A 22,382-nucleotide genomic window follows, 5' to 3' on the forward strand; every position below is an offset into this window, starting at 1 on the left:
GGGGCGCCGCCGCGCGCGCTGCCGGGGTCGTTACGTGGTCGCCGTGCGGCCCGCGCCGGCAGTCTTCCGGGTGGTGGTCTTCCTGGTGGTCCCGCCCTTGGCGGCGCCGGTCTCGGTGGCACCGGTCTTGGCAGTACCGCGTTTCGCGGTACTGCTCTTGGCGGTGCCGCTCTTGGCCGCACCTCCCTTGGCCGTGCTGCGCGAGCGCGACGTCGACTTGGCCGGCGCGGGCCCCTTGGCCCGTTTCTCGGCGAGCAGCTGGGACGCGCGGGCAGCGGTGATCTGCTCGATCGCCTCGGCACGCGGGACCGTCACGTTGGTCTCCCCGTCCGTGATGTACGCACCGAAGCGGCCGTCCTTGATGACCATGCGCTTCTCGGTCAGGGGGTCCGCACCAAGATCCGCGAGTGGGGGCTTGGCCGCCTGGCGACCGCGCTGCTTGGGCTGGGCGTAGATGGCCTTGGCCTCGTCCAGGGTGATCGTGAAGATCTGGTCCTCGGAACCGATCGAGCGGGAGTCCGAGCCCTTCTTGAGGTACGGCCCGTAGCGCCCGTTCTGCACCGTGATGGTCTCACCGTCGGTGTCCTCCCCCAATACCCGGGGAAGGGACAGCAGCTTGAGTGCGTCGTCCAGGGTGATGTCCTGCAGGTTCATGGACGAGAACAGGGACGCCGTGTTGGGCTTGGGCCGCTCGACCTTTTTGGGCTTGGGCTTGCCGTTCTTGTAGTACTCGGTGGGGATCGCGTCCAGTTCCTCCTGCGTGGGCTCCGGGATCACCTCCGTGACGTAGGGACCGTAGCGCCCGTCCTTGGCCACGATCATCCGGCCGGTGTCCGGGTTCACGCCCAGCTCACGGCCGTCCGCCTTGCCGATCTCCATGAGTTCCCGCGCCTTCTCGGGCGTGAGCTCATCCGGGGCGAGGTCCAGCGGGACGTTGGCGCGCACCGGGTCGGTGAGTTCCCCGGTCTCCGGGTCCACCGTGCCACCGGTCTCGAGGTACGGGCCGAACTTGCCCACGCGCAGCGTGATCTCGTCCGTGACGGGGATCGAGTTCACGGCGCGGGCGTCGATCTCCCCGAGGTCGTCCACGAGCGGCTTGAGTCCTGGTTCGGAGGAGGTGTCACCGAAGTAGAACCCCTCGAGCCACTTGACCCGCTCGGCCTCGCCACGGGCGATCCGGTCCAGGTCCTCCTCGAGCTCGGCCGTGAAGTCGTAGTCCACGTAGTCGGAGAAATGCTCCTCCAACAACCGCACCACGGAGAACGCGAGCCAGGACGGGATCAACGCCGAGCCGCGCACCTGCACGTACCCGCGGTCCATGATCGTGGAGATCGTCGCGGCGTACGTGGAGGGCCGCCCGATCCCCAGTTCATCCAGGGTCTTGACCAGGGAGGCCTCGGTGTAGCGGGCGGGGGGCGTGGTGGTGTGCCCGTCCGCGGTGACCTCGGAGGCGTCCAGGGCGTCGCCCTCGGCCATCATGGGCAGGCGCTTGTCCTCGGACTTCTCCGACTGCTTCGAGCTCTCCTGGGCGAGGTCCGGGTTCACGTCCCGGCCCTCCTCGTACGCGGCCAGGAACCCCCGGAAGGTGATGACGGTCCCGGAAGCCGAGAACTCGGCGTCGGCCCCGGAATGCTCCCCGGCGGCGGACGTGGCCGTGGCGCCCAGGCGGACGGTCGCGGTGCTGCCCTTGGCGTCCTCCATCTGGGAGGCCACGGTGCGCTTCCAGATCAGCTCGTAGAGCTTGAACTCGTCCACGGACAGCTGCGAGCGCACCTGCGACGGGGTGCGGAAGGTGTCCCCCGCGGGGCGCACGGCCTCGTGGGCCTCCTGCGCGTTCTTGGACTTGGACGCGTACACGCGCTTGGAGGCAGGGACGAACTCCGCGCCGTAGAGCTCCTTGGCCTGCGAGCGCGCGGCGTTGACCGCCTGATCGGACAGCGCGACCGAGTCGGTACGCATGTACGTGATGTAGCCGTTCTCGTACAACCGCTGCGCGACCCGCATGGTGGTGCGGGAGGTGAAACGCAGCTTGCGAGCGGCCTCCTGCTGCAGCGTGGAGGTGGTGAACGGTGCGGCGGGACGGCGCGTGTAGGGCTTGGTCTCGAGCGAACGGACCGAGAACTCGGCGTCCTGCAATCCGGCCGCGAGCGCCGTCGCAATGCCCTCATCCAACGCGGCGGGGGCGTTCTGCCCGGAGGCCTTGAGCTCCCCGCGGTCCGTGAAGTCCTTACCGGTGGCCACGCGGCGACCGTTCAGGGAACTCAACCGCGCGGTGAAGGCCCGCCCGGCGTCCTGGCCCTCGGGCCGGGAGAAGGTCCCCGTGAGGTCCCAGTAGTCGGCGGGCACGAACGCGATCCGCTCACGCTCGCGCTGGACCACCAAACGGGTGGCCACGGACTGCACGCGCCCGGCGGAGAGCCCCGAGGAGACCTTGCGCCACAGCACCGGGGAGATCTCGTAACCGTAGAGCCGGTCCAGGATGCGGCGGGTCTCCTGGGCGTCCACGAGGTCCTGGTCGATCTCCCGCAACTGCGCGAAACCACGCTCGATGGCCTCCCGGGTGATCTCTGGGAACGTCAAGCGGTACACGGGGACCTTGGGCTTGAGCACCTGCAACAGGTGCCACGCGATCGCCTCACCCTCGCGATCACCATCCGTGGCCAGGTACAGGGCGTCCGCGTCCTTGAGCTTGCGCTTGAGCTCCGTGACCTTCTTCTTCTTGTCCGGGTTGACCACATAGTACGGGTCGAACTCGTGCTCCACGTCCACCGCGAACTTGCCGTACGGGCCCTTCTTCATGTCCGTGGGCAGCTCGGAGGGCTGCGGCAGGTCACGGATGTGGCCCATGGAGGACTCCACTTCATAGGCGTCCCCCAGGTACCCCGCGATCGTCTTCACCTTGGACGGTGACTCCACGATCAGCAGGCTCTTGCCCGTACCGGCGTTCTTGGTGGCCTTGGATGCCAAAGGTGCTCCTCGTCATGACCCGTGGTTGCGGGGCGGGTCTGTGTTCAATGGTGGCCGTTCATGCTGATCGGCCGGTGGGCGTGGGCGACGGTGCTCGGTCCCTCCGCGCGCCGCGTTCACTCCGTGCCCGGGACGTCAGCGTACGACACGCTGGATCACTACAGGTCGTGATCCGGTTGCTCACCCATGGTGAATTCGCGTCCGGTGGCGTCGTCCGGCTCCAGGACCACGTAGTGGAACTTGTAGTTCGGCGCCCACGGGGTCAGCGGCAACTGTTCCGCCGCCTCCACCTCCGCCCGGGTCTCCAACCGGCGCGCACGGCCATGGACCACCGCGGATTCCACGTGGGTGCCCTCGACCTTGTCCACCTCGAACGCCACGTGGTTGTTCACCACGAGGCTGGCCAACTTGGTCCCCTGCGACGTGCGGAAATAGATCTTGCGCTGGTTGACCACGTGGTTGACCGGGAAGATGTCCACGAGTCCCGCGCCCTGGACGGCCAGACGGCCGTACGGCATCTCGTCCAGCAGCTCCCAGACCCGCTGGGAATCCATGACCCGGAAGGGATTCAGGTTCTCGCTCATGGGTTCAGTCTTACACCTCCACCAGGAAGCCATGTGTGATCAGGCGTTTGATTTCACGCAGCAGCTGCGGTGCCGGGCCGTCCTGCCACTCCAACAACGACCCGAGCGCAGTGAGGATCTGCCCCGCGCTGAGCTCGCCGTCGCACACGCCCGCGAAGCCCGCCGCCTCGCTCGAGAGGATCACGCTCCGGCGCAGGCCCGCGCCCTGCCGCAACAGGATCAGGGCGGGGTCCGGCGCCCCTGGTGTGCCGTGGCGTTCCTCGGTCACGTCCTGCGCCACGGTGTAGTGCCGCGCGAGCCACGCGGGAACGGTGTCCGACGTCGCGCCCGGGTCGTGTGCATCGCGGGCCTCGTCACTGGCCTCGTCACTGGCCATGCTCAGTACGCGGTCCCACTCCGCGGCGAGCGCCGGGGCGATGGGTTGCTGGATGGCGTGCGGGATGGTCTCGAAGATCCGCGGTGCGGTGTCCTGCGCGTCCGACTCCTGCGGGCGGTACAACCACACCATGCCGAAGCCCACCGCGGCCACGTCCCGGGAGTCGAAGTCGTCCAAGTACGCGGCGTAGGCGCGCTCGTAGTCGGCGACGTCGCGCTGCTGGGACGCGTCCCGCAGCCAGGTCTCGGCGTACTCGCACGGATCCTGCAGCTCACGCTGGACGATCCACACGCCGGTTCCCTGTGGCACCCATGACGAGGGTCCGCGGGACCACGTGGCCGAGGGCTCCTCGTGCGGATCGCGCGGGATCTCCCAGTTCGCGAGCAGGTGCGCGGTGGCCCCGGGGTTCAACACGGAGGGCAGCGCGCCCAGCAATTCCCGCACGAGCCGGTCCCCCGGCAGACCGCCGTCCCGGTAGGTGAACCGGTCCTCGGCGTGCTCCTGCGGGCTGCGCGGCGTGATCACGAACGGGGGATTGGAGACGACCATGTCGAACCGACGTCCCACCACGGGCTCCAGCAGACTCCCCCGTTCCAGGCTCACCCGGGCGGAAAGGTCCCACGGGTCCACGTCCAGAGCCTCGGCGTTGAGGATCAGGTTGAACCGTGCGGTCGCCAGGGCACGGTCGGAGATGTCCGTGGCGGTGACGTGGCGCGCGTGCGCCAACAGATGGAAGGTCTGGATCCCGCACCCGGTACCCAGGTCCAGGGCGGTGTCCACGGGCCGACGCGGTGTGGACTGCACGAGGGTCAGCGAGGCACCCCCGATGCCCAGCACATGGTCATGGCGCAGCACGCCGGGTCGCTGGAACGCACCCAGGTCGCTCGCGACGTACAGCTCGGCCGACGAATCCGTGGCGTAGGGGCGCAGATCCACCGCGGAACGCAGTTCGGTGGAAGTGCCGGCCTCCACCAGGCCCAGCCGTTCCAGGCCACGCGCGCCAACCGAGGGCAGGGCGGCGTCGAGCGCTGCGGCTGACACGGGGTCCCCGAGCAGGAAGAACGCCGCGAGGGTGATGAGCGCGGCGTCGTTGTGGCCCGCAGGATCGTGCGACACCTCTGTGTGGCAAGGCTCGGATTCGTGCGCATCACCGGCACGGCCCGACGCGGAACCGAGTTCTCGCGACCGCCGCTGCAGGGCCCGACGTGCCGGGACCGCCTGGTCCCGCGACCACGCGGACATGGCCTGTTCCCCCACGAGGTCCGTGACCCCGTCCACCGTGAACGCCGCCGCCACGAGGTCGGCGTGCAGGTGGGCGATCAGCGCCGGGTCATCGGAGCGCGGGGCGTCCGGGATCGTGCTGAACGCGGGCGCAGTGTCGGGCGAACCCGCGTGGTGAGCGGTCGCGGCGTCGTGCCGAGCGCTGCCGTGCCGAGCGCCGTCGTGCGAATTGATGTCGCGCGGAGCCGCGTCGTGGCCCGTCGTGGGAGTGGTGGCACGGGCGTCGTCGGGGCGGGAAGAGCGCACCCGTCAGTGACCCAACCGGAACGCGCGACCCGTGATGCGCGTGGGCGTGATCTCCACGAACTCGATCTTCTCCGTCTCCAGCCACGGACGCAGACCCAGTTCCTCCACGTACGCGATCCGGTCCGTGTCCGTGATCATCTCGGCGGTGCCGCGCACCACCACGGAGTGCGCCTGCGAGCCGGCTGCGCGATCGATCTCGACCGTGACGTGCGGGTTCAGCTGCAGGTGCAGGACCTTGGTGCCCTTGGCGGAGCGGAAGAAGATCTTCTCGCCGTCGGTCACGATGTTCAGCGGGGTGATGTCGATTTCATCGCCGTCGCGCGTGGCGAGCCGTGCAAAACGTGCCTGCTTGAGCAGCTCCCAGCTCTCCTGCTCGCTCAGCTCGGTGATGGGCGGGACCTGGGACGCGTCGTCGTGCTCGTGGGCGATGTTCATGGGGTGCGAGTGCTCAGCGTTGCTCATACCCCCATGATTCCACGCGGGTGCTGGGCGTGGGCGAGGTGTTGGCAGCCCCGTGCCGGGATGGGGCCGACGGCGCGCCCCGGTACGCATGTGAACCCGGGACGCAGTCCCGCGCAGCGGGTCGAGACCGGAGGGTGGCGCCCGCGTGTCAGGATGGGAGGGGGACGCAGCCTTCACGCGACGTGGCCGACGGCGCGTGGTGGGATTGCGCGCGGTGGTGCCTCAGCGACGTCGTCCCCGCGCCGCGTGGGCCACAATGTCCGGGTGACGACTTCGCAGGACATGGTGGACCTGCTCGGCCGCGGACCCCGCCCCGAGCAGGTGCGTCACGTGCGCGAGATCCCCGAACGGGAACCCACGCACGCGCCCTGGCCCGAGTGGCTGCACCCGGACGTGGTCAGCGCATATGAACGTCTCGGCATCCACGAGCCCTACGCGCACCAGGTGGCCGCGATGACCGCGCCGCGGCACGCCATCGTGGCTACGGGCACCGCCTCGGGGAAATCCCTGGTCTACCAGTCCCTCGTGCTCGACGCCGTCCACCGGGGCAAACTTGCCGTGGCCGAACGACCCGGCCTGTTGCACCACCCCGACGAGGCCACCGCGCTGTACATCGCACCCACCAAGGCGCTGGCCGCGGACCAGCTCACGTCCTTGCGCGCCCTCGGTTTCGCCGACGTGCGCGCGGCGACCTACGACGGGGACACCGATCCCGGCGAGCGCCGCTGGATCCGGGAGCACGCGGACGTGATCCTGTGCAACCCGGACATGCTCCACCACGGGATCCTGCCGCATCACACGGGATGGTCGCGGTTCTTCCGGCGGCTGCGTTTCGTGATCGTGGACGAGGCACATTCCTATCGCGGTGTGTTCGGCTCCCACGTGGCCGTCCTGTTGCGCCGACTCACCCGGGTGGCCGCGCACTACGGGTCCTCCCCCGTGTTCGTGGGGGCGTCCGCGACGAGCGCGTCCCCGCAGCAGTCGTTCGCCAAGCTCATCGGCGCTCCCGAACAGGACGTGACCGCGGTGACCCACGACACTTCGCCCCACGGTTCCCGCACCGTGGTGCTGTGGGAGCCGGAACAGTCCCCCGGCGGTTCGGACAACGGCGCCCCCCGTCGCCGCACGGTCACCGCGGAGGCCTCCGACATGCTCACCGACCTCGTCCTGCGCCAGATCCGCACGATCGCGTTCATCCGCTCCCGCCGCGGCGCGGAGACCATCGCCCAGGCCGCCCACCGCCAGCTCGAGGAAGTGGACCCCGCGCTCGGTCATCGCGTGGCCGCCTACCGTTCCGGGTTCCTGCCGGAAGAGCGGCGCGAACTCGAACAGCAGTTGCGGGACGGTCGCTTGCTGGGGGTCGCGAGCACGTCCGCGCTCGAGCTCGGGATCGACATCGCGGGTCTCGACGCCGTTCTGGTCGCCGGATGGCCCGGGACCCGGGCGTCCTTCCTGCAGCAGATCGGCCGGGCCGGGCGTGCGGGTCAGCATGCGCTGGCCGCATTGATCGCGGGGGACGACCCCCTGGACGGCTACCTCGTGAACCACCCCGAGGCGATCTTCGACGTCCCCGTGGAGGCCACGGTGTTCGAGGCCTCGAATCCCTACGTGCTCGCCCCACACCTGTGCGCCGCGGCCGCGGAACTGCCCCTGCGCCCCGACGAACTGGAGCTGTTCGGACCCACCGCGCGCAGCGTCGTCGACTCCCTCACGAACGCGGGACACCTGCGCCGCCGCCCGAGCGGATGGTTCTGGACCCGCTCGGAGCAGCCCGCCAACATGGTCTCGATCCGTTCCGGGGACGGCGGGCCCGTGCAGATCATCGACTCGGACACGGGTTCGGTGCTCGGCACCATGGGAGCTCCCCAATCGCATTACCAAGCGCACCCGGGGGCAGTGTACGTGCACCAGGGCCGGACCTATCTGGTGGAGGAGCTGGACGAGGAACTGCACGTAGCGGCGGTGCGCCGGGCGTTCCCGGACTTCTACACGGTCGCCCGCGACATCACCGAGGTCCGCGTGCGGGAGGTGCGCGACTCGATGCAGTGGGGACCCGTGAGTATCCACCGCGGAGCCGTGGACGTGACCACACAGGTGGTCAGCTACCAACGCAAACTGGTGGCGTCCAACGAGGTAGCGGGCGAGGAACCCCTGGATCTGCCACCCCGTCAGTTGTCCACGACGGCCACGTGGTTCACGGTGTCCGGTCCGCAGCTGGCCGCGATGGGGATCGAGGAACCGGACATCCCCGGTTCCCTGCACGCCGCCGAACACGCCATGATCGGGCTCTTGCCACTGTTGGCCTCGTGCGATCGCTGGGACGTGGGCGGACTCTCGACCGCCCTGCACGTGGACACCGAGCTGCCCACGATCTTCGTGCACGACGGCCACGCCGGCGGTGCGGGATTCTCCGAGCGCGGGTACGACATGTTCCGCCACTGGATCGCGGCCACCCGGGACGCGATCGCGCAGTGCGAATGCGAGTCCGGCTGCCCCTCGTGCGTGCAGTCCCCCAAGTGCGGCAACCGCAACAACCCGCTCGACAAGGCCGGAGCGCTCAAGCTGCTCAACGGGGTGCTGTCGTTCGCGCCGTGAGTCAGTCTTTTCGTTCCGCGGCGGGCGGCAGCTCCGTGGTGGATGACCGCGAACCTCACGGCTCTCCCGGCGGTGGGCCAGCCCGGGAGACGCCTCTCGCCGGGCCCAGGGGCGCGAGGGGTTGCGGTAACTCGATCACCGCGGTGATGTCCACGATCGTGTTCTCGGGAGCCACCACCGCGCACTCGGACAACTGGGCGCCATTGTCCGCTGCCACCCGCGCGGCCACATCGCACGGGACGCCGGGGCTCAGGCCGCGAGCGACGTCGGCCGCGGCCAGTGCCGCGAGATCCGCCGCCTTGGCCGCGCGGTGGGTGAGGATCGCCGCTTGTGCGACGAGCAGGACCACCACCAGGAGGAAGCACAGCGTCACGGCCAGGGTCAGCCCGTGTATCGTTCCGGATCCCTCGTCGCGGTGATGTTCCGCGCCCATCGCCCGAGTGCGACGGCGCTCGTGCGGCTTGTTCGACGTCATGTCACGGCCCCGCATGGTCCGGTGCTCCCGACGCGGCTCCGGGAGCCCCGTCGGCTCCACGCGTGCTGTCCACGGCTGCGCTGCCGCTGGCATGTAACCGCCAATTGCTCCACTTCCCCAGGATCCCCGGGGCGGGGCCGCTCACCGCGACCGTGACCCGGTCGCCCGCGGCACTGACCTGGACGACGGCGGAGTCCCCGGCGATGTCCCGCGCCGTGCGTTCCACGACCTCGGAGTTTTCTCCCCGGGCCGCGGCCCGTGCGGAGGCCCGGGCAGCTTCCTCGTAACGCACGGTCGTCATCCCGGCGGCCGCGGCCGCGAGCAGAACGGCCAGGAGAAGGACGAGACCGGGCATGATGACCGCCGTCTCCACGGTGACCGCGCCGGTGTCCGGGTGACCCGGCGGATGTTCCGGCGCATGTTCCGACGGGGCGTTGACGTGGCCGTGCACCGGCTCGGTGCTGGACTTTCTCATGGGAGTCCTCCTTCTGCGGATCCTTCGACGGACAGCCACTCGCGCGGTCACCGGTTCGGGCCACGATGCCCGAGTGGCGGCGTCGTGAGGGCTCGACGTGGTTCTGTTCGGTCGGTGCTGGCACCGTGCCCGGGCCGCGGGGTGGCCGGTCGTACTCGGCTCCCCACGGCCCGGGCCCGGTGGGTGTGCGGTTCAGACGGCCAACGCCTTCTGGATGATGCCGAGCAGCATGCCCGAGACGGAGTCCGAGGACAGCACCGCGGCCATGACGCCACCGAAGGCGGCGGCCGCGAGCACGATCACCGCGTACTCCGCCGTGGACGCCCCGAGGTCCGGGTCGTCCGGATCGATGGTGGTGTGGGGCTGCACCTCCGTGGTCGGCATGGACCGGGTCGCATCCTCCCAGGGGATTTCCGTGGGGTCGTCGAACGCGGTGGTGCGGGCGGGAAGCGTGATGGTGGACATGGTGTTTCTCCTGTTCGCTGTGTAGCGGTTACGGGTTGTGGACTGGGGCGGCTGCGTCTCGCGCCGACCGCCCCGAGACGTCGAAGGTCGAGCAATCGACCGGGTGATCGAGGAACGGTGTGACAGGACCCATCGACTGGGCGGCCCCCTGCCCCGTCCGGTAAGAACCGTGCGGTTCACAAGGGCTTGGGCGTGCACGTCGATGTGGACGTGATCGTTGGCGCTCATGACCCGAACACCCTGGGCAGCAAGCTCATGAGCACGGGGACCACGCCCCAGCACATGAACGCGGGCAGGAAGCACAGTCCGAGCGGCAGCACGAGTTTGACGGCCAGTGCCTCGGCCGCTCGTTCGGCACGGCGGTAATGCGCTCGCCGCACGAGCTCCGCCTGACCCCGCAGCACGGACGCGGAGGCCGTGGCGGACGTGGCCGTGAACTCGAGGGCATCCCGGAAATCGCGCATGTCCCGGGACAGCTCCCCGTCCGGCGGCCATGCCGCATCCCACGGGAGCCCAAGTCGCAGGGCGGCCGCGACCCGACCCAGCTGCGGATGAGCGGCGCCCGAGCAACTGTCCGCGAGGACGGACACGGCTTCCGCGAGCGGCAGCCCGGTCTCGAGTTGGCATGCGGTCAATTCCACGAGGGCCGCTGCGGGCAGGGCGGGGATGACCGCGGACTTGGCCCCCGGAACACCGGCCAGGACGTCCCGCACGGCACCCGGCGCCGGACGGTGCGCAGCGGGATCGCGCGGGGAGCGCCGTCGTCCGCGGGGAGTCCCCAACTGCGGGCCGGGAGAAAGCCACAAGAGCACACCGCATCCCGCGAGGGCGCCCGCCATCAGCGCGCCGATCATGACGCGGTCTCCGCTTCAGCGCGGTGCATCAGGGTTCGTGTCCACAGCCGCCCGGCGATACTCAGAGCAGCACCGGCCGCGAGCGCGACCCGCCCCCACCACGTGGTCAGCAGCGTGCTGATCGGATCCGTGCCCATCAGGACACCGAGTCCCAGCGCGAGCATCGGCAGCCACGACAGGGTCCGCACCGTGACCCGCGGCCCCGCCAGGGCACTGTCCCGAGCGGCCTGCGCGTCCAACTGCGATTCCAGCGACTCGGCCACCCCGGAGAGCGTGCGGCCCAGGGAGGCCCCCGAGCGTTCCGAGATCTCCCAGCACGCGGCGAGCTGGGCGCACACCGATCGGGCGATGGCCGCGAGCGCGCGATCCCCCACGGGCACCGGAGCGCTCGCGAAACGCGTCAGGCTCACGGACACCGGGATCCCCACCTGGGCGGCGGCGTGGACGTCCCCGCACATTCGTGCGATCCAGCGCCCCGTGGGCCCCGATCCGGTGGAGACCGCGGGCAGTTCGCCGAACACCCGGGCGGGGGCCCGCCCCGCCTGCAGCAGCGCGGCCAGTCGGCGGACGACGGTCACCCATTGCATGGCCTCGGCGCCACGATCACGACGGCGCCACCGGGCGAACGCGCCCGGCTCCCGCGAGCGCTCGGCACCGTCGCCGTCGCCGTCGTCGTTACCTCCGGGGCGACGCGTGAGCACGGCCAACCTGCCCCCGCGCGTACCGCCACCGCTCCAGACGAGCAATGCGGCCGCGGTGAGGACGAAGACAAGGACGGCGGCCATCATGACGCCTCACGCCCTCGCTCCAACAAGCGGGTCAGCTGCGACCAGCCGGGCCCCTTGACCGGGTGCCCGGACTCCACGGTGAGAGCGGGCCGCGTGCTCAGCACGCTGTCCTCGAGGTGGAGGGTGCACAGGGAATCCAGCCTGCGACCGGCGGGGGTGCGGCTCACGTGGGCCACGAGGTCCAGCGCGTTGGCCGCCTGCAGGTCGACCGCGCTTCGGCCCAGTCCCGCGAGGGAACCGAGGGCGGCCAGCCGGGCCGGGACCGCCCGCGCGGAGTTCGCATGCACGGTTCCCGCACCGGAGTGTCCCGTGTTCAGGGCGGTCAACAACTCGCGGACCTCAGCACCGCGACATTCGCCCACCACGAGCCAGTCCGGGCGCATCCGCAACGCTTGCCGGACCAGGTCCGTGAGGTCCACGGAACCGGCCCCCTCCACGTTCTCCTGCCGGGACTGCATGCCGACTACGTGAGGATGATCGGGGTTCAGCTCCGCGGCGTCCTCCACGAGCACGAGGCGCTGTTCCGGCGCGCACTGGGACAACAGCGTGGACAGCACGGTGGTCTTCCCGGAACCGGTGGCCCCGCTGATCATGAGATTCGCCCGTGCGGCCATGGCATCCGTGAGGACGTCCGCGAGGAACGGGTGCACAGTCCCGGAGTGCACCAGATCCGCGAGCGACAGCCGCTGAGGGGCCCGGAACCGGATGGACAGCAGTGTCCCCGAGGTGGACACCGGCGGGATCACGGCATGCACCCGCAGCCCGGTGGCGGTCTGCACGTCCACGCACGGGTGGCCGTCATCCAGCCGGCGGCCGGCCGCGGTCACGAGCCGCACCGCGAGTGCCCGCACATGCGCCTCGGACGTGAACGGGCTCGCGACTCGCTGAATCCCGTCCTGGGTCTCCACGAAGACGTTCTCGTGCCCGTTGACGTAGACGTCGCTCAGCCCGGTGGCGGGGAGCAAAGGCTCCAACGGCCCGAGCCCGGTCAACTGCGCCTTGACGTGCTGCGCTGCTCGGACGGAGCCCACGGCCCCGAGTACCCGGCCCGTCTCCCGCACGGCCTTGGCGATCCTGGTGTCGGTGACCGGACCGCCCTCGGCCAGGAGTCGTTCGCGCACCTGGTCCACGAACGCGGCGTCGTGCGCGGCAGCTCCCGGACCCGGAGACACCCGCCGGCTGGACAGCGCGGCGTCATGGGCGTTACCACCCGGACCCGGAGACACCCGCCGGCTGGACAGCGCGGCGTCGTGGCCGTCAGCTCCCGGCGCCGGCGTGACACACGGACCGGGCCGGGCGTCGTCGTGATCGTGGGACACCGTGAAGGAAACCGTCATGACAGCTCCTCCAACGCCCGGGCGATCTGCGCCACGGCCTTCGCATGGCGGGGGCGCCGGCCGCGGCGCAGCACGGTGCCGTCGTCGAGGTGCTGGGGCACGTGGGCGTCAAACCCCACGGTGGCCACGCACGGCACGCCGGTGGCCTCGGCCACGACCGGGGGATCCACGTCCGCGACGTTGACCCCGCACACCGCACTCACCACGGGAACGGGTGCGCAACGCCGAACCGTGTGCTCCGCGGCCAGGATCCCGCGCACGGTGCGGGGAGCCAGGACCAGCACGGCATCGCACCAGCGCGCTTGCCGTTCGAGGTCCGAGCGGGACAGATCCACCACCTGGACCGCCGCGGCACCGCGCAGCGCGCCGATCACCGTGGCCATCGGAACGGTGTGCTCGTGGCTCGCGTGTCGATCCCACGAGAGGTACCGCAGGGCGTCCAGGCGCGGCATGGCCGCCCACAACTGGTCGGCCGCCACGGTGCCCGAGAAATGGTTCAGCTCGGGCCACCGCAGCCCGTCGGTGGTTTCCTCCCCCAACGCGAGATCGAGGCCCGCGCCCAGGGGGTCACCGTCCACGAGCGCGGTGTCCGCCCCCCGGGCCGCGAAGTGTCCCGCGAGCCAGCACGCCACCGTGGACGCACCCACTCCCCCGGTAGCGCCGACGACGCCGTACACCCGCCCGGTCGTGCGTGGCAGTTCGGAATCGGCCGAGCGGGAGATCATGTCCGCGAGCCACGCGGCCGCGTGCGGCAACACCACCACGGCGGACGCCCCGAACCTCGCCGCGGTGTCCCACGCGTCGGCGTGTTCGGTGAGCGCCACGACCACCGCCCCGCGGGGTACGACGTCCCCGGCCCAGGCGGCATCCACGAGCACGACGTCCGATGACGCCGCTCGCGCCCCCGCGCCGTCGTCCGTCACCCTGAGCGCGACCCCGGCGCCGATGCACACGGCCTCGACGGCCTCCACGAGGTCAGAGGTGGTGCTGAGCAACTGCACGCCGCGGGTCCCGTGCGAGTCGGCGCCGGCCAATGAACTACCCGCTGAGGCACTGCCCGCGGCGTCACCGCCCGACGCCGCGCTGCCTGTCGCCGTGCTTCCCATCGGTGCACGCCCCACCGCTGTGCTGACCCGCGAGCGCGCCGCGACCGGGGACTCGCGATCTGCGGGAACCGGCCCGGCAGGGAGCGGACCAGACCCCTGATCGTCATGGCCACTGTCATAGGCTGCGAAGGACCGACTGGCCGCGCGGCGGGCTCGACGCGAGGCACCCGGGGAGACGACGGGAGCCGTGATGGATGCGGTGTTCATGGCACCAACCTGGCCGGTGACACCCACGTTCCGCGCCCACGGGCCCGCACTGTGCAGCGTTACGGGCACCTGCCGCGGCGCGCCGGGTGCTGTGCAGTTCGCCCACCGCGGGGTCTGGAGGTTTCGTCCCACGACGCGCTCGCCGAGTGATACGGATCGGTAACCGGTGGTACACAGCTGTCCGGGGAAGTGCCACCATGAACTGACGGACCTCAAACCTGTGACACGGACATCGGCCGTCGCGGCGCTGATCCTGAATGTGCTTTATTGCCTGCTGGTGCTCGCCCTGCTGCTCTGGGTGTTCCACTGGGACCGGGTCAGCATCATAGTGGTGGCTCTGCTTCTCCTGGCCGTCATCATCATCCCCGGGTTCTTCATTCTGCGCCCGCAGACCCAGTGGGCGCAGGACTACACCATCACCTCATACGGTGCCCGCAGCCAAGGGCAACTCACGGTACCGGTGCCCGTCTCCGAACTACCGAGACTGGTCGAGCGTGCCTGCGCCCAGGACGCGAAACTGGGCTTGCGAGAACTCGATGCGCAGGGCGGGCGGATCTCGGTGGGAATCACGTTCTCGTCGTGGGGCGCGCGCGTCCGATTCCCCTTGCGACCCGTCTCGGAGACCGCGTCGCAGATCGTGGCGACCTCGCGTCCTCGGATGCCACTGGAACCGTCGGACCGGGCCCGGAGCGAAGGAAACCTATCCCTGCTGTTCCGCGGCGTGGCACGGGAGGCCGAGCGCACGCACACGAGCATGACCTGAGCACCGCCCGACCGGGCGCGGCGCATGCCCCATGAGGTCCGGCTCTACGCCGAGCCGTCGATCACGCTCGCTCCACCCACCACGCCCGGGTGGTGTCGGTGGGACCGTCCAGCTCGGTCAACCCGGCGTCCGTGACCGTGACCGGCCTGCGCACCGCGGCCCATTCCTCCCGTGCGGGGAACTCCACGCGCACCCGGTAGTCGTCCACGCGCCAGCGTTCCCGCACCGCGTCGGGCATGGCCTCCCATGCGAGCTGCGCGGCGTGCCCGCACTGTGCCGCGAGTTTGCCGCTCGAGATCTCGAGCCCCGGGGCCACCTCCACGGTCACCACGGGATACTGAGTGGCGGACGCCCCGGCAGCGGGGAATTGCGTCCCGGACACCTGCAGCTTGTGCAGTTGCTTGGGCAGGGGCTGCACGGGTGCGGGCACGAACGCCCTCACGGCCGCGGTGCGGTGCTCGTCCGCCGCGGCACTCGGTGCTTCCTGCGACACCGTGACGCCGGGCAGCGCCTGCACATCATCCCAGCGCTTGCCGTCCGCGCGCCGCACGAGCTTGCGGATCTGCACGTCCCGCCACGTCTGCACGGCCTCGTGCCACGGCCCACCAGGGGCGCTGCGTTCGTCGGCCAGCAGCATCACGACGGCGCGCGCCGCCGCCTCCGCGACGTCTACCTCCCGCGCGGGTCGCGCCCGATCCCGGTACACCACCAGTTGCATGGCCCAGGGGACGTCACGGTTCTCGCTCGGCTCGGCATTCATGGCCCCGAGTCTCGCACGCAGATCCGACGGACTGACCGAATCGGCCGGACCCACCGGGCTCGCCGAACAGGGCCGACCCGCCGAAGCATCCAGTCCCGCCGGTTCGGGCGGACCCGCAAGCTTCGTCCAGTCGCCCGGTCCAACGCGGCCCGCCGGTTCCACCGCACGACGGCGGAACCGGCGGGTCAGCGGCATCACACCAGCATCAGCGAAGGATCCTCCATCGCGGCACCCACGTCCGCGAGGAACCGCGAGATCTCCGCCCCGTCCACCACGCGGTGATCGGCGGACACCGACAGCGTGGCGACCTGGCGCACGACCAGTTCGTCGTCCACGACCCACGGACGCTTGCGGATCTGACCGAAAGCCACGATGGCCGTCTGCCCGGGGTTGAGGATGGGCGTACCCGAATCCACCCCGAAGACCCCAACGTTGGTGATGGTGATCGATCCCCCGCGCATAGCCTCCGGCGGGCAGCGTCCCTCACGGGCGGTGGCGGCCACTTCGCGGATTCTGCGGGCGAGCTCACCCACGGACATCGCGTGGGCGTCCGGCACCACGGGGACCATGAGACCGCGGTCCGTGGCCGTGGCGATCCCCAGGTGCACCCGGCGGGAGACCGTGATCTGCTCACCCTGCAGCGAGGCATTGAGCTCCGGGGTCCGGTGCAGGGCCCAGCACACGGCCCGCGAGAGCACGGCCAGGGGGTTGACCTGGGCATACCCTTCCGTGCCGCGGCTGCGCGCCACGAGCTCCATGGTGCGCGTGACGTCCACGTCCAGGAACTCGGTGACGTGCGGCGCGGTGAACGCGGAGGCCACCATCGCCTGTGCCGTGGCCTTGCGGACGCCCTTCAGCGGGATGGTCCACGTCTCGTCGTCCTCCGGCGCGGCGAGCGGCGTCGTCGGCCCGGCGAGCGGCGCGGCGAGCGTGTGCCCGGTGCGCGGCGTCGTCGGCGTGACCTCCGGGAGACCTCCCGCGGCGGCCAGGTGCTGTTCCAGGTCCCTGCGGGTCACCTCGCCGGCCGGGCCCGTACCGGTGACGCGCGCGAGATCCACCCCGGAGTCCTTGGCCCGCTTGCGCACCGGTGGTTTGGCGCGGGCGCGGGTGTCCGCGGGAGACGGCACCGAGGGGTCGGGACGCTGCGGGGCACCCGCGTCCTCGAGGAGCCCGGTAGGACCGGACGGTGCGGGCCCCGCCGGCTCGGCCGCCCGCTGCTCCGCAAGGGCACGAGGTCGCCCGAGTCGCCCGCGACGCTTCGTGTCCTCCCGTGCCCCGTACCCCACAAGGGTGGCTCCGGAACCGTCGGCATCGCCCGTCGCCTCCGCGCCGGGGCGGGAATCGGGTGAACCCTCGGAACCGGCCGGGGCCGCGGGTGCACCGGCGGACCCGGCCGCGGCGGCGTCGTCGGACAGGATGTCGATGATGGGCGTCCCCACCTCCACGGTCGCGCCCTCCGGAGCAAGTAACGCGGCGACCGAGCCCGCGGTGGGACACGGCAATTCCACGACCGACTTGGCGGTCTCGATCTCCACGATGACCTGGTTGACCTTCACGGAATCACCCGCGGCGACCTTCCACGTCAGGATGTCCGCTTCCGTGAGGCCCTCGCCGACGTCGGGGAGCTTGAACTGGACTGTACTCATGATCTCCTCCTCAGTACTCGAGAGCCCGGTCGATCCCGTCGAGGATCCTGTCCACGTCGGGCAAGTAGTGGTGCTCGGAACGCGATGCCGGATACGGCGTGTGGAAACCGCCCACGCGGATCACGGGCGCTTCGAGGTCGTAGAAGCACTTCTCACCGACCCCGCCGCGATCTCACCGCCCACACTGAAACTCGTGGGGGCTTCGTGGGCGATCACGAGGCGACCCGTCTTACGCACGGAGGTCACGACGGTGTCGATGTCCACCGGACTGATCACGCGCAGGTCCACGACCTCCACGGACACGCCGTCGTCCTGCGCCGCGGTAGCCACGTCCAAGGCCGTGGGAACCAGGGGCCCGTACGTCACGAGCGTCACGTCCTCACCGGGGCGACGCACCACGGCCCCGTTCGCGGGACCGAAGCTCCCGCGGGCCGCGGGGTCGGTCTCCACCTCACCCTTCATCCAGTACCGGCGTTTCGGCTCGAAGAAGATCACGGGGTCCTCGGAGGCGATTGCCGCCTGGATGCCCCAGTACGCGTCGTGAGGGGTACCGGGAGCCATGATCCGCAGTCCCGCGTGATGGGCGAACACCGCTTCCGGTGATTCCGAGTGGTGCTCGGGTGACCCGATCCCCCCACCGAAGGGGATGCGGATCACCATCGGGAGGTTCAGGTGGCCCCCGGTGCGGTAGTGCAGCTTGGCCATCTGACTCACGATGTGGTCGTAGGCGGGGAAGGTGAATGCGTCGAACTGCATCTCCAGCACGGGCCGCAACCCGCTCATGGCCATGCCGATCCCCGTTCCCACGATGCCCGCTTCCGCGAGGGGTGCATCGATGACCCGTTGGTCACCGAAGTCCTTCTGCAGCCCGTCCGTGATCCGGAAGACGCCACCCAGGGCGCCGATGTCCTCTCCGAACAGCACGACCTTGGGGTCGTCCTCGAGGGCCTTGCGCAGTCCCCGGTTGATGGCCGCGGCCACGGTCATGGTGGTGCTCGACCGTCCGCTCGCCTCGGCGGCGGTACCGGGTGCCATGGTGGTCGTGCCCGTCATCGCGCGTCCCCCTGGTGCAGCAGTTCCAGGTATTCCGCGTACCCGCGACGCTCCTCCTCGACGAGGGGGTGGGGTTCGGCGTAGACGTGGTCGAAGAACGCGTCCGGCTCGGGATCGGGCAGCTCGAGGCAGTCGCGGCGCACGGTCGTGGCCCATTCATCCGCGTCCGTCTCGACCTCGTCGAACTGTTCCCGGCTCACACCGCACGAGGTCTCGAGGTACGTGCGAACGCGCTGGATGGGATCCCGCTGCCGCCACCGCTCGACCTCCTCCGCCGAACGGTAACGCGTGGGATCGTCCGCGGTGGTGTGGGCGCCCATGCGGTAGGTCTCCGCCTCGATGAGCATGGGTCCCTCCCCCGAACGGATCCGTTCGAGGGCTTCCCGCACCACGGCGTAGCACGCCAGGACGTCGTTGCCGTCCCGTCCACCCGGATGCCGGGGATGCCGAATCCCTCGCCGCGCCGGGACAGCGGCACGCGGGTCTGCAGGGCGGTGGGTTCCGAGATGGCCCAGTGGTTGTTCTGGCAGAAGAACAGCACGGGCGCTTCGAACGACGCCGCGAAGGTGAGTGCTTCCGAGACGTCACCTTGGGACGTGGCTCCGTCCCCGAAACACGCGACCGCCACGGCGTCCTGGTCCGGATCGCCCGTGGCCGTGAGCCCCTGGAACTTCCGGCCCATGGCCCACCCGGTGGCGTGCAGGGTCTGGGCACCGATCACGATCTCGTAGGTGCTCATGTTGTGCGCCGCCGGGTCCCACCCGCCGTGCGAGACACCCCGGAAGATCCGCAGCAGATCACGGGGGCGCAGTCCGCGGGCGAGGGCCACTCCGTGTTCGCGGTAACTGGGGAAGACGAAATCCTGGGGGCGCAGTGCCCGGGCCAACCCGACCTGGGCGGCTTCCTGACCCAGGCACGGTGGCCACAGTCCCAGCTCGCCCTGGCGCTGGAGGGCCGTGGCCTCCTGGTCGAATCTGCGTAACAGGACCATGGATCGGTACATGGTCATCAGATCGGTGATCTCGAGGGTGTCGAGCTCGTATCCGTTCGGGGACAGACGCTCGCCGCTGGGGCTGATCATCTGCACGGGCTGAGGTTCACCCAGTCCCGTTCGTTCCGGATCCATCACCTCGTTGTGAACGTTCATGTCGCTCCTCGAAGTAACGCTTATTCAATTGCCACAGGATCTCTGTGATGCAGGTCACTATACCTATCCCGCGCGGCTCCGCCAGGGGGCCCGGGCGTACCCGCTCCACGGCCCATACTGGGAGCATGCACATCGTGGTGGCCGCCGCAGAGCCCGGGTCCTGGGTGCTGCGGGTGGTCTCCGCGAACGGCAAGCCCGCCGGAGAGCCGCACACCGTCACGGACGAGGGCCTCGCCGTAGAGGTCGCCCGGCGCGAGGACGCGGCGCGTGCCGCGGGCGTGGCCCCTCCCGTGTGGACGTGGCTCGAGACCTCCGTCCCCGCAGCGCTGCTGCTCGCGGCGGGCGTGTGGGTCACCCGCTGTCGGGATCTGGGCCTGTGCGCCACGATCCTCGCGACGGCCGCCACCGCTCCCGGATCCGGCGCACCCGATCCCACCGGCGAACCCCGCCCGCTCGACTACCGCCCCGTGATCGAACCCGCGGACCCGCGCCACGTGCCCGGCCCGCGCGCCCCGGCCGAGCCGAGCAGTCAGGAGTCGCTGTTCGCCGTCGTCGAGCAGCGGGGCCCCGGAACGGACCAATTGATCGCGGAGCTCGCGGCGCAGACCCGGGCATGCGAGACCGCCCGCTATCCCCGGCGGGTCGAACGGCTGCTGGCCCTCGAGTCCCAGGGCGCGCTGGTGGCCGCGGACATGCGCCATCACGGCGTCCCGTGGAGTCCCCGCGCCCACGAGGAGATCCTCGAGGAGCTGCTCGGACCGCGCCCGGCCGGGGAGGAGCGCCCCGCCCGCATGCAGGAGCTCGCACACCGTGTGCGCACCGTGCTCGACGCACCCACCCTCAACCCGGACTCCCCCGTGGAACTGCTCAAGGCCCTGCGCAACGCCGGGGTGGACGTGGACACCACGCGTGCGTGGAAGCTGCAGGACTGGGCCCTCGTCAACGGCCGGCCACAGGAGCAGCGGGTAGCGATCGTGGAACCGGTGCTCGAGTACAAGAAACTCTCCCGGGTCTTCTCCGCGACCGGGTGGCACTGGTTGGACACGTGGGTGCGCGAGGGCCGCTTCCACCCCGAGTACGTCGTGGGCGGCGTCGTGACCGGACGCTGGGCCGCGCGCGGGGGCGGCGCGCTGCAGATCCCCCGGTACATCCGCGGCGCCGTGCGCGCGGATCCCGGCCGCGCGCTCGTCGTGGCCGACGCCGCCCAGCTCGAACCGCGTGTGCTGGCCATCCTCGCGCGCGACGACGCCCTCGCCGAGGCCTCCCGCGACCGTGACCTGTACGAGTCCATCGCGTCTCAGGGCCGTGCGCGCGGTTCGGAACTGAAGGAGCGGGCGCATGCCAAGCTCGCGCTGCTGGGCGCGATGTACGGCGCAACGTCCGGGGCCGGCGGCCGGTTCATGCCCCACCTGGCCCGGATGTTCCCGCGCGCGGTCGGCTACGTGGAACATGCCGCACGCGTGGGCGAGCTGGGACACCAGGTCTGCACGTACCTGGGCCGCTGGTCACCCGTCCCGGGGCCGGAGTGGTTCGAGGTCCAACGCGCCACGGACACCCAGGCCGGCGAGCGCCGGGCCACCCAGGCCGCGCGCGGCCACGGCCGGTTCTCCCGGAACTTCGTGGTCCAGGGCTCGGCCGCGGAGTGGGCGCTCGCGTGGCTGGGGCACATCCGCCAGGGCCTGCACGACGCCGGTCTGGACGCACAGCTCGTGTTCTTCCTGCACGACGAGGTCATGGTCCACTGCGCAGAGCAGGATGCGCCCCGGGTGCGGGACCTCGTGACGCAGGCTGCCGAACAAGCGGTGTTCACGGTGTTCGGCAGGGTACCCGTGGCGGTCCCAGTGGCCACGACGGTGGTGACCTCCTACGCGGACGCGAAGTGACCGCCGCAGTAGGAGCCGGCGTTACGCTGAGGCGTCCCGCTCCCCAGTGGTGTCCTGCTGCTGGTGACCTCGCGAGCCGTCCGCACCATGCGCCTTGATGAGGGCTGAGGGCGAACGGCGCTGAGAGGGTTACGCCTTCGGCCCGAACCTCGGCGCGGGGCGCTTGAGCGAGCGGTCCCACTCCACGGACCAGCCGAGCCAGTCGAGGACACGGTCGATAATGACCCCGGTGAACCCCCACACCGTGATGGGTTCTGCCACATCTTCGACGCGCACGTCGAACGCCGGGGACTTGTAGGTGTGCTGCCCGCGGGTCACGGTCGCGTAGTACCTGTGGGCGGGGTTGATCAGATCCAGCACGGGCACCCGGAACACCAGGGAGGACTCGGCGTGGTCCACCACGTCCACGGGGGACGGGCTGCGCCACCAGCCGATCACGGGTGTGACCAGGTGATTGCTCACGGGCAACGGCACGGGGTGCAGTGCACCGAGGACCTCCACGCCGTCCGGGTCCACCCCGGTCTCCTCGTGGGCCTCCCGCAGTGCCGCCCGGACATGGGGTGCGCTCACGCGTCCGCCGGGCACGTCCAGGAAGGTGCCGGGTTCGCCGTCGGGCGGATCGAGACGCCCGCCCGGGAAGGCGACCTGGCCGGGGTGGGCGCGCAGGGTCGCGGCGCGCTGGACGAGCAGCACGTCCAGGTCCCGCCCCGGCCCGTCCGTGTGCTCGGCGTAGTGCGAGGGCACGGCGTCCAGCGCACCGAAGAGGATGAGTACCGCGGAGTGCCGGTGGTTCTCGTCCAGCTCGCCGATCCGCCAGGGTTCGCGGTCGTGCATGATCACGGAATCACCGTGCCGGGCGAGCTCCACGAGCTGATCGCGCGGGCCGGTCCCGTGAGGTTCGGAGGGGGTCAT

At 70.6% G+C, this 22,382-nt stretch carries 18 protein-coding genes and 3 pseudogenes; 3 read left to right on the top strand and 18 right to left on the bottom strand.

Going from position 1 to position 22,382, the window contains the following annotated elements; all coding sequences use genetic code 11:
• Nucleotides 1-30 precede the first annotated feature (30 nt).
• The 4 genes from topA to AS25_RS11175 all read right to left on the bottom strand — a co-directional run bounded on the left by topA (nucleotide 31) and on the right by AS25_RS11175 (nucleotide 5,916).
• Nucleotides 31-2,967 carry a type I DNA topoisomerase gene (gene topA / locus AS25_RS11160; RefSeq protein ID WP_035965140.1) on the bottom strand — a complete coding sequence of 979 codons (2,937 nt, stop codon included), beginning with the start codon at nucleotides 2,965-2,967 and terminating at the stop codon, nucleotides 31-33.
• Between the two features lie 158 nt (nucleotides 2,968-3,125).
• The gene (locus AS25_RS11165; RefSeq protein WP_035965141.1) at nucleotides 3,126-3,551 is read right to left on the bottom strand and encodes a pyridoxamine 5'-phosphate oxidase family protein; all 426 of its coding nucleotides are present in this window, start codon (nucleotides 3,549-3,551) and stop codon (nucleotides 3,126-3,128) included.
• Nucleotides 3,552-3,561: 10 nt separating this feature from the next.
• On the bottom strand, nucleotides 3,562-5,283 hold the full coding sequence (locus tag AS25_RS11170) for a DUF7059 domain-containing protein (RefSeq protein ID WP_035965194.1): 1,722 nt from the start codon (nucleotides 5,281-5,283) through the stop codon (nucleotides 3,562-3,564).
• A gap of 174 nt (nucleotides 5,284-5,457) precedes the next feature.
• Nucleotides 5,458-5,916: a pyridoxamine 5'-phosphate oxidase family protein gene (locus tag AS25_RS11175; protein WP_052160943.1), complete on the bottom strand. Its 459-nt coding sequence runs from the start codon at nucleotides 5,914-5,916 to the stop codon at nucleotides 5,458-5,460.
• A gap of 264 nt (nucleotides 5,917-6,180) precedes the next feature.
• On the opposite strand from AS25_RS11175, the gene AS25_RS11180 reads away from it, so the two are divergent.
• The gene (locus AS25_RS11180) at nucleotides 6,181-8,511 is read left to right on the top strand and encodes a DEAD/DEAH box helicase (RefSeq protein ID WP_035965143.1); all 2,331 of its coding nucleotides are present in this window, start codon (nucleotides 6,181-6,183) and stop codon (nucleotides 8,509-8,511) included.
• Between the two features lie 55 nt (nucleotides 8,512-8,566).
• Here the strand turns inward: AS25_RS11180 and AS25_RS11185 are convergent, their stop codons facing one another.
• The 7 genes from AS25_RS11185 to ssd all read right to left on the bottom strand — a co-directional run bounded on the left by AS25_RS11185 (nucleotide 8,567) and on the right by ssd (nucleotide 13,906).
• Nucleotides 8,567-8,944 (bottom strand): Rv3654c family TadE-like protein, encoded by a 378-nt coding sequence (locus AS25_RS11185; protein WP_035965198.1) that lies wholly within the window; start codon nucleotides 8,942-8,944, stop codon nucleotides 8,567-8,569.
• A gap of 43 nt (nucleotides 8,945-8,987) precedes the next feature.
• Nucleotides 8,988-9,461: a TadE family type IV pilus minor pilin gene (locus AS25_RS11190; protein ID WP_253270562.1), complete on the bottom strand. Its 474-nt coding sequence runs from the start codon at nucleotides 9,459-9,461 to the stop codon at nucleotides 8,988-8,990.
• Between the two features lie 192 nt (nucleotides 9,462-9,653).
• A complete protein-coding gene (locus AS25_RS11195) occupies nucleotides 9,654-9,926 on the bottom strand; it encodes a DUF4244 domain-containing protein (RefSeq protein ID WP_035965146.1) in 273 nt (90 codons plus the stop codon).
• A 224-nt stretch (nucleotides 9,927-10,150) separates the two neighbouring features.
• Nucleotides 10,151-10,780 (bottom strand): type II secretion system F family protein, encoded by a 630-nt coding sequence (locus AS25_RS11200; protein WP_035965147.1) that lies wholly within the window; start codon nucleotides 10,778-10,780, stop codon nucleotides 10,151-10,153.
• Nucleotides 10,777-11,568 (bottom strand): type II secretion system F family protein, encoded by a 792-nt coding sequence (locus tag AS25_RS11205; protein WP_035965148.1) that lies wholly within the window; start codon nucleotides 11,566-11,568, stop codon nucleotides 10,777-10,779. Before AS25_RS11205 ends, AS25_RS11200 begins: the two co-directional genes overlap by 4 nt.
• Nucleotides 11,565-12,905: a TadA family conjugal transfer-associated ATPase gene (locus tag AS25_RS11210; RefSeq protein WP_253270563.1), complete on the bottom strand. Its 1,341-nt coding sequence runs from the start codon at nucleotides 12,903-12,905 to the stop codon at nucleotides 11,565-11,567. The genes AS25_RS11205 and AS25_RS11210 overlap by 4 nt, the downstream gene beginning before the upstream one ends.
• On the bottom strand, nucleotides 12,902-13,906 hold the full coding sequence (gene ssd / locus AS25_RS11215; RefSeq protein ID WP_253270564.1) for a septum site-determining protein Ssd: 1,005 nt from the start codon (nucleotides 13,904-13,906) through the stop codon (nucleotides 12,902-12,904). The genes AS25_RS11210 and ssd overlap by 4 nt, the downstream gene beginning before the upstream one ends.
• Nucleotides 13,907-14,438: 532 nt before the next feature.
• On the opposite strand from ssd, the gene AS25_RS11220 reads away from it, so the two are divergent.
• On the top strand, nucleotides 14,439-14,981 hold the full coding sequence (locus tag AS25_RS11220; protein WP_052160944.1) for a hypothetical protein: 543 nt from the start codon (nucleotides 14,439-14,441) through the stop codon (nucleotides 14,979-14,981).
• A gap of 61 nt (nucleotides 14,982-15,042) precedes the next feature.
• Here AS25_RS11220 and AS25_RS11225 read toward each other — a convergent pair whose 3' ends face one another.
• The 6 genes and pseudogenes from AS25_RS11225 to AS25_RS15545 form a co-directional block, all read right to left on the bottom strand.
• Entirely contained in the window at nucleotides 15,043-15,741 is a 699-nt protein-coding gene (locus AS25_RS11225) for an aminoacyl-tRNA hydrolase (RefSeq protein WP_172644446.1), read from the bottom strand.
• Nucleotides 15,742-15,935: 194 nt separating this feature from the next.
• On the bottom strand, nucleotides 15,936-17,387 hold the full coding sequence (locus AS25_RS11230; protein WP_035965149.1) for a dihydrolipoamide acetyltransferase family protein: 1,452 nt from the start codon (nucleotides 17,385-17,387) through the stop codon (nucleotides 15,936-15,938).
• 10 nt (nucleotides 17,388-17,397) lie between these two features.
• A pseudogene (locus AS25_RS11235) lies at nucleotides 17,398-18,422 on the bottom strand (alpha-ketoacid dehydrogenase subunit beta).
• 14 nt (nucleotides 18,423-18,436) lie between these two features.
• On the bottom strand, nucleotides 18,437-18,640 hold the full coding sequence (locus AS25_RS15535) for a hypothetical protein (RefSeq protein WP_367379158.1): 204 nt from the start codon (nucleotides 18,638-18,640) through the stop codon (nucleotides 18,437-18,439).
• Between the two features lie 18 nt (nucleotides 18,641-18,658).
• Nucleotides 18,659-18,832, bottom strand: a pseudogene (locus AS25_RS15540) (thiamine pyrophosphate-dependent enzyme); the annotation flags it as partial.
• Nucleotides 18,833-18,918: 86 nt separating this feature from the next.
• A pseudogene (locus tag AS25_RS15545) lies at nucleotides 18,919-19,587 on the bottom strand (thiamine pyrophosphate-dependent enzyme); the annotation flags it as partial.
• 125 nt (nucleotides 19,588-19,712) lie between these two features.
• Here AS25_RS15545 and AS25_RS11245 point away from each other — a divergent pair.
• On the top strand, nucleotides 19,713-21,470 hold the full coding sequence (locus tag AS25_RS11245; protein WP_035965151.1) for a bifunctional 3'-5' exonuclease/DNA polymerase: 1,758 nt from the start codon (nucleotides 19,713-19,715) through the stop codon (nucleotides 21,468-21,470).
• Nucleotides 21,471-21,599: 129 nt separating this feature from the next.
• Here AS25_RS11245 and AS25_RS11250 read toward each other — a convergent pair whose 3' ends face one another.
• Nucleotides 21,600-22,382, bottom strand: a complete 783-nt coding sequence (locus AS25_RS11250) for an NUDIX hydrolase (protein ID WP_035965152.1) — start codon at nucleotides 22,380-22,382, stop codon at nucleotides 21,600-21,602.

Origin of the sequence: Kocuria marina, from assembly GCF_000786655.1 — a bacterium.
Classification (GTDB): domain Bacteria; phylum Actinomycetota; class Actinomycetes; order Actinomycetales; family Micrococcaceae; genus Kocuria; species Kocuria marina_A.

Bases quoted from the DNA above. Each gene is read 5' to 3' on its own strand.
- AS25_RS11225 (WP_172644446.1), bottom strand. From the start codon at position 15,741: ATGAATGCCGAGCCGAGCGAGAACCGTGACGTCCCCTGGGCCATGCAA.
- AS25_RS11250 (WP_035965152.1), bottom strand. From the start codon at position 22,382: ATGACCCCCTCCGAACCTCACGGGACCGGCCCGCGCGATCAGCTCGTG.
- AS25_RS11195 (WP_035965146.1), bottom strand. From the start codon at position 9,926: ATGTCCACCATCACGCTTCCCGCCCGCACCACCGCGTTCGACGACCCC.
- AS25_RS11165 (WP_035965141.1), bottom strand. From the start codon at position 3,551: ATGAGCGAGAACCTGAATCCCTTCCGGGTCATGGATTCCCAGCGGGTC.
- AS25_RS11230 (WP_035965149.1), bottom strand. From the start codon at position 17,387: ATGAGTACAGTCCAGTTCAAGCTCCCCGACGTCGGCGAGGGCCTCACG.
- AS25_RS11185 (WP_035965198.1), bottom strand. From the start codon at position 8,944: ATGGGCGCGGAACATCACCGCGACGAGGGATCCGGAACGATACACGGG.
- AS25_RS11175 (WP_052160943.1), bottom strand. From the start codon at position 5,916: ATGAGCAACGCTGAGCACTCGCACCCCATGAACATCGCCCACGAGCAC.
- AS25_RS11200 (WP_035965147.1), bottom strand. From the start codon at position 10,780: ATGATCGGCGCGCTGATGGCGGGCGCCCTCGCGGGATGCGGTGTGCTC.
- AS25_RS11190 (WP_253270562.1), bottom strand. From the start codon at position 9,461: ATGAGAAAGTCCAGCACCGAGCCGGTGCACGGCCACGTCAACGCCCCG.
- AS25_RS11205 (WP_035965148.1), bottom strand. From the start codon at position 11,568: ATGATGGCCGCCGTCCTTGTCTTCGTCCTCACCGCGGCCGCATTGCTC.
- AS25_RS11245 (WP_035965151.1), top strand. From the start codon at position 19,713: ATGCACATCGTGGTGGCCGCCGCAGAGCCCGGGTCCTGGGTGCTGCGG.
- AS25_RS11210 (WP_253270563.1), bottom strand. From the start codon at position 12,905: ATGACGGTTTCCTTCACGGTGTCCCACGATCACGACGACGCCCGGCCC.